Annotated in this window: 6 protein-coding genes and 1 tRNA gene; 1 reads left to right on the forward strand and 6 read right to left on the reverse strand. The window is 43.3% G+C overall.

Annotated elements, in window-relative coordinates; translation table 11 throughout:
* Positions 1–228 precede the first annotated feature (228 nt).
* The 6 genes from pyrC to AC4IFT_RS13595 form a co-directional block, all read right to left on the reverse strand.
* A complete protein-coding gene (gene pyrC, locus AC4IFT_RS13570; protein WP_490751576.1) occupies positions 229–1,278 on the reverse strand; it encodes a dihydroorotase in 1,050 nt (349 codons plus the stop codon).
* Positions 1,279–1,458: 180 nt separating this feature from the next.
* Positions 1,459–1,534, reverse strand: a tRNA-Asn gene (locus AC4IFT_RS13575).
* 248 nt (positions 1,535–1,782) lie between these two features.
* Complete coding sequence (locus AC4IFT_RS13580; RefSeq protein ID WP_490735497.1) at positions 1,783–2,226, reverse strand: universal stress protein; 444 nt, start codon at positions 2,224–2,226, stop codon at positions 1,783–1,785.
* A gap of 21 nt (positions 2,227–2,247) precedes the next feature.
* Positions 2,248–3,021: a siderophore-interacting protein gene (locus AC4IFT_RS13585; RefSeq protein ID WP_490751577.1), complete on the reverse strand. Its 774-nt coding sequence runs from the start codon at positions 3,019–3,021 to the stop codon at positions 2,248–2,250.
* Complete coding sequence (locus tag AC4IFT_RS13590) at positions 3,021–4,073, reverse strand: HlyD family secretion protein (protein WP_490735493.1); 1,053 nt, start codon at positions 4,071–4,073, stop codon at positions 3,021–3,023. The genes AC4IFT_RS13585 and AC4IFT_RS13590 overlap by 1 nt, the downstream gene beginning before the upstream one ends.
* Positions 4,074–4,096: 23 nt before the next feature.
* Positions 4,097–5,635, reverse strand: coding sequence for an MFS transporter (locus tag AC4IFT_RS13595; protein ID WP_490735491.1), 1,539 nt, complete (start codon positions 5,633–5,635; stop codon positions 4,097–4,099).
* Between the two features lie 131 nt (positions 5,636–5,766).
* Here AC4IFT_RS13595 and AC4IFT_RS13600 point away from each other — a divergent pair, with 131 nt between their 5' ends.
* Positions 5,767–6,669, forward strand: a complete 903-nt coding sequence (locus AC4IFT_RS13600) for a LysR family transcriptional regulator (protein WP_490735489.1) — start codon at positions 5,767–5,769, stop codon at positions 6,667–6,669.
* Positions 6,670–6,761: the final 92 nt, after the last annotated feature.

Consider the following 6,761-nt stretch of genomic DNA (forward strand, 5'->3'; position numbering starts at 1 on the left):
TAATCAAACAGCGTGATAAATAATAAATATCTATAACTGACTAAGAGCAAATTTCTTGGAATGAATCCACTTTCAGTATAAGGAGATTTCGTTAATAAGGAAGTAAATAAAATATTTTTTTTGCATAAATGACAGGATATGCACAAATGAAGTGAATATAGCTGGTGAGATTACAGAGGGAAGCGAAAAAAACTTCCCTCATAACAATTAAAATAGGTTGTTTTGCACCTATTTTTTGATAGCAACTGACCAGCGAGAATCTTCACCGGCTAAGAACGGAATTAATTTATCATTGCAGCAATCAATGGATTCGCAAGTGATATTTTGTTCTTTGGTTAGGGTGATATAGCCTTCATTGACAGGTAAATTATAGAATTTAGGACCATTCAATGAGCAAAAGGCTTCAAAGTGCGCTAATGCATCTAATTCCTCAAACACGGTTGCATAAGCAGCCAGCGCTGTTGGCGCATTAAACACCCCAGCACATCCGCAAGAAGATTCTTTGCGTGACTGCACATGAGGTGCGGTATCTGTCCCTAAGAAGAAACGCTCACAACCCGATGCAACCGCAGAGCGAAGTGCTTCTTGGTGAATATTGCGTTTTAAAATAGGCAAGCAGAAGAGGTGGGGTCTTACTCCACCCACTAACATATGGTTACGGTTAAACATCAGGTGCTGGGGTGTTAGCGTCGCAGCGGTAAATTCGTTGGCATCCAGAACATATTGTGCGGCTTCTTTTGTTGTGATGTGTTCGAATACCACTTTTAAGTTTGGAAATTGGGCGCGTAATGGTTGCATGACTTGTTCGATAAACAGTGCTTCACGGTCAAAAATATCAATATGGCTAGCAGTGACTTCACCATGAATTAACAACGGCATACCTGCTTTTTCCATTGCGGCCAACACAGGGTATATTTTCTTAATATCAGAAACCCCATGGCTCGAATTGGTTGTTGCATTGGCTGGGTATAATTTACACGCGGTAAAAACGCCTTCTTTAAAGCCACGGATAAGTTCAACGGGGTCTGTTCCATCTGTCAGGTAGCAGGTCATGAGTGGGGTAAATTGGTGACCTTGCGGAACTGCTTGGATAATGCGCTCACGATAGGCTTTAGCAGCTTCAACGGTGGTGACGGGCGGAACTAAATTTGGCATCACAATTGCGCGGCCAAAAAACTCACTGGTGTAGGGAACGACCGTTTTTAACATATCATCATCGCGAAAATGAACATGCCAATCATCAGGGCGGCGGATCGTTAGGGTAGTTACAGTAGTCATTAAACCGGCTCCATAAGGGAAGGTGAGTGATGAGCGAACGCTCAGGCCGGGAAAGAATGATAAAGCGAAAGGGAAAAAATAGCTATGGGAATCGATGATTAAATGCTTTTTGAGAAAAAAGATAAATAATAGAAAGCAAAAAGCCTGCTTAAATTTCTTTAAGCAGGCTTCTCTAAATATTGGCTCCTCCAGCTGGACTTGAACCAGCGACATACGGATTAACAGTCCGCCGTTCTACCGACTGAACTATGGAGGAACTCCTTGGTACGCAGAGGATATTAGCTTCCTCTAAAGGGATTGTCAAAGGAGAATATCGAAAAAATGTTTGTTTGCCTGTTATCTGTGCGAACTGAGGGAAGTTTGCTCGAAAATGAGGGGTGGTAATCTTTTGAAGGAGAACAGAAGAGAAAAAATTTAACAGTAATGGTGATTTTTTGTGTCTTTAACGTATTGATGACAGTGGTTAACAAAGGTAACCACTGTCATCATTGCGAATATGATACGCTAACGCGGGATCACTAAAACGGGCTGAGAAATATCATCCAGTAAACTCCGGGTGACTGACGTATTTAGCCAGCGACTAAATGAAGAAAGATGACGGTGGGAAATAATCAGTAAGTCACAGTCATGTTTTTCCATCTGCCTGGGGATTGTTTCGATAGGGGTCCCTGCGACAAGCAGGCCTTGTGTTTTAAACCCCATATTTGTCAATGCACTGGTAACATCCTTTAGCTGCTTCTGTGCTAAGGCTTCTTCCCGCTGAGCGGCTGGGTACTCATCGCGTTCATCACTATTTTCACTTAGCGGAGTTCGACTGAGCGCAAAGGTATTATCAACAACAGTTAAGACAATCACATTGTGAATACAGCCTGTCATGCATTGCATAAAATTGAGAGCATTACTGCTATTTTCGAAGCTATCGACCGCCAACAATATATTTTTAATCATTTTTATCTCCTAATTAGCGGATTAAACCGCACTTTTAAAATTGGATTCCCCTTTTTTCCAATAGCCTTTCGCGAAAAGGGCGGTTTTGGGGATCCCTCTTTCATTGATAAAATGATTTTTCAAATAAACCGCAATTTGTTGCTCGCAGGCTAACCAAACTTGGCCTATCTCTGCAGGTAAAGCGCATTGAGTTATTGCTCGAACAAGGGAGCTATTCATCACACTATCGTAATGGCGGTCACGAATTTGCCAGCTATTGACGATTAAATCAGGGTAATTAAGTGTTTGAATTTCTTTTTCGCTACTCACTTCGGCAAACCAGAAAACAGGCATCGGTTCAGTCAATGAATCAAGAATACGACGCATCGCGGGGAGAGCGGTTTCATCCCCTAATAAAAGCAACCAACCTGCTTCGGGTAAAGGTTTAAATCCCCCAGAGCAAGGCCCTGCAAATCCGAGTTTATCACCAACTAATGCATTTTCTACCCAACGAGAGGCAGGGCCATCACCGTGTAAAACCATATCTATATCTATGGTTCTATTAATTTTATTGATTCCACTTATAGTGTAGGCTCGACCTGCCAAGCTTTCTTTCCAAGGAAAAAATACCTTGACCCAACTTGCTGGTTCGTAAGCTCTTAAATCATCTAAAAATTTATCAACATCATTGCCACTTAAGGTAACGCGCCGCATTTTTTCTGTTAATGATTGCACCGCGCTGACGGTGGCTTCTCGTTTACGCCTAGTATCTTTTTCTAATATGTCACCAACAATTTTATTCATTGTCTTGTTCATTAGCGGCTCCCATCCAGTGTATTGATACTCACATCAGCGGACATACCAACACGTAGCGCATTCATTGTTGCAGCACTCTCTTTATTGATATCAAAGATTATTTTCACAGGAATACGTTGTACAATTTTTGTGAAGTTACCTGTTGCATTTTCAGGCGCGACAGGGGAAAAACTCGCGCCTGATGCTGGTGCGATACTGTCAACATAGCCTTTAAGGGTTTGACCTGGAAATGTATCAATACTGATATCGACAGGTTGTCCATGGGTAATGTTCTGCAACTGGGTTTCTTGGTAGTTGGCAATAATATAAAGCTTGTCTTGGGGGACAATCGCCATTAGTGCGTCACCTGGCTTAACAAATTCACCCACCCGCAGGCTTTTTTTACCCACGACCCCACCAATCGGCGCGGTAATGCGGGTATAAGACAGGTTCAGTTTTGCCATCTCTTTTTTTGCTTGTGCCAATGTTAGTTCAGCATTGCTATCAGCTTGTTTAGCCTGTAAAACTTGCAACATATTGTTAGCCGCTTTTAACGATGCTTCCGCTTGTGCAACACTGGCCGCCATCGTTTGTACGCGAGTCGTTGCCTGTTGCGCTGCTTGCTGTGAGCCCGCACCTGTTGTCGCCATTTTGTGATAACGCGTTTTTTCTTGGTAAGCAAATTGCAGTTCAGCTTGTGCTGATTGTAATTGTGCTTTGGCCGCAGAAATTAATGCATGTTGGCGTGCTAAATTGGCTTTTGCATCATCTTGGCGCGCTCGCGCTGAGTTTTCTTGTGCAGTCGCTTGAGCTAGCGCGACAGTAAATTCCCGAGGATCGATTTCCGCTAATAATTCGCCTTCTTTCACCCATTGATTGTCTTGAACAAGTACTTGGGTAACGACACCTGAAATTTGAGGTGAAATTCGTGAAATATCGGCACGAATATAAGCATCATTGGTATTTTGCATCGTTTTTTTAATAGCGAATTTATTAATTAATAACCCGCCAACAACGACTAAAATGCCTGCAATAGCCAGTGCAACACCTTTATTAATTTTAATTTTACTCATAGTTAATTCCTGATAATCAATAACTAAGCCGCGGCCACAGACCGTGGCGGATAAATACGGGTTGGCATCACAACAATTAGCCCTGTTAACAGCAGTGCTAAACCTGAAACCAACATATAAAGGTCAGAGCTCGCCAGAACATAACCTTGGCTGGAGGCAAGTTGGGTTAGCTCACCAATAGATTCTGAGGTTGTGCGATAGGCTGTGCCGTAACTGTCGGCAATCACACCGGAGTGAAAATCACCACGCTGGCGGTTTAATAGAGCAATCACTCCACCCGCAGCCGTTGCTGCGAAGCCTTTGACTGCGTTAAACCATGCTGCGGCAAAAGGGCCATCGGTCGGTAAAAGCCCCCCAGTTGCCATCATCAACAACGGAATAACGGCCATTGGTTGCGCTATGGCTTGCAGTAGAGAAATGGTTTTAAAATTATTGCCATGCCAATCAGGGGTAAGCTGCGATGCAAGTACGCAGGCGGTTGCCATCAACAACAAGCTGATGGCTAGTACCCAGCGGCAGTCCACTTTCGGGGTATTACAAATAATTGCAACGATAGGCAACGTAATCAGTTGGGGGAGTGATACCCACAGCATCATGTCCGAGGTCTGTTCGAGTCGATACCCTTGGATGACGGATAAATAACCTGAAGTAATATTGACTAGTGAAACCATAATCAATAGAACTCCACCCAAGGTTATTAATGAAAACGAAAGGTTTCGTTTGCCAAGCAGCTGTAAATTAAAAAACGGCAATGGGTGATACCATTCGTTGATTAAGAACAGAGCAAGTAACCCTAACCCACCAATTAATAAGACATAAATGAGTGAAGAGTTTAGCCAATCGAGACGTTCACCTTGGGATATTCCCACGGTAAGCATCGCTAAGGCACTTCCCCCAAGAGTTAAACCACGCCAATTAAATTGTTTCAGGCGCTCTAATCGAAGGGGATCTTGGGGTAAACCGTAGCCAATACAGATGGTTGCGATAGCCATTAACGGCAAATTCCAATAAAAATACCCGCTCCATCCCCAGTGAAATGCAAAGGCCGCCGCGGTGGCACCAAACGTGGCGCTCCATGCGGAAACCCACCCATAAGCACCTAACCCTAAAACCTTAATTAGTGGCGGCATAAAGCGCAGTACTACGGTCATCAACATGGGAGGTAAAGCACCACCAGCGAAGCCTTGCAAACTACGGATTGCCAATAACCCTGTATAGTGATCCCCTAACCAAGGTGTGATTAACCCACCCAAGAGGTAAATTGAGCACATCACTAAGGCAACACGGCGTAATGAAAATGTCGGCCAAAAACACGGTGTAAAACCCGAGCCAATAACAAAACCTGTGACATAACAGGTGATTAACCAACTTCCTGTATCAATATTTAACGCCATTGCGCCTTGAATATCGCCAAGGGCGAACTTGCTAGCGTTTTCTCCTACGCCACTCGCCATGACCGCTAAAAAAACGCCAAATAGCCCCATCCATGTGCGACCATTGATTTCACCGGCACTGGCTATCCATTTGTTTTTATGAGGTTGCGTAATAGACGCATCAACCATTTCAAACTCCTGCTATTTCAATCACTGTTCTATCAATTTGTGCAGTAGTATCTAAATTTTGATTGATTGTTTAAAATGAAATGATGTAATTAAGTTATTGCAAAAAATGCAATCCATGGGCGAGGGAAGATATGCCACAGAAAATTGATTTTAATTTAATTTATGCGCTGAATTTATTACTGGAAGAGGGCAGTGTGAGTGGTGCTGCGGAAAAAATGAATTTAAGTGCGCCTGCAATGAGCCGCATTTTAGGCCGTATACGTGAGCAATTTAAAGACCCTATTTTAGTGCGAGCAGGGCGAAAACTGGTTCCTACACCGAGGGCGTTAGAGCTTAAACAACAATTGGCTGAGATTATTGCTCAGGCTCAAGCATTAATTGAGCCTGATGAGTTATTTCATCCCGAAACCCTTGAAAGAACATTTGTCATTCGGGCGAATGATATTTTTATTGGGGCATTAGGTGGTGGCTTATTAGAAACCTTACGTAAGATGGCACCGCGCAGTAGTTTAACGTTTATTGCAGAGAGTGATTCTGAGGACGACTTTTTACGCAGTGGTAAAGTGGATTTGGTTATTGGTTCATCACGGGATTGGCATCCTGAAATTAAAGCCCAAAGTTTATTCACAAGCACATTCCAAGCGCTAGTTCGTCATGGGCACCCAATTTTGGGTAATGTGACACCAGAAACGTTAACGCATTATCCACACATTAGTGTATCGCGAAGAGGGCGTACTTTAGGGCCGATTGATGATGCGCTGCGTGATTTAAAGCTGGAACGTAAGGTTGCGCTGACTTTGCCGAGCTTTCACTCTGCGATGATGCTAACGATGAAGTCTGATTATATCCTACCGTTGCCTCGCCATGTATTGCAGGGCGTGAAAAGCATTAATTTACCGCTGGTTGAAATTGAATTACCCATTGAGTTGGAGTCCATCTTTATTGTGCAAGCATGGCATCCCCGTTTGGATAGAGACCCTGCACACCAATGGTTACGTCAAACGATTAAGCAATTTTTTCTTGAGAAAGAATAACGAGTAACAAACGTCAGATAGCAAAAAGCCCGCATTAAGCGGGCTTTTTAAATTTGGCTCCTCCAGCTGGACTTGAACCAGCGACATACGGA

This window comes from Providencia sp. UF-183 (genome assembly GCF_058246155.1).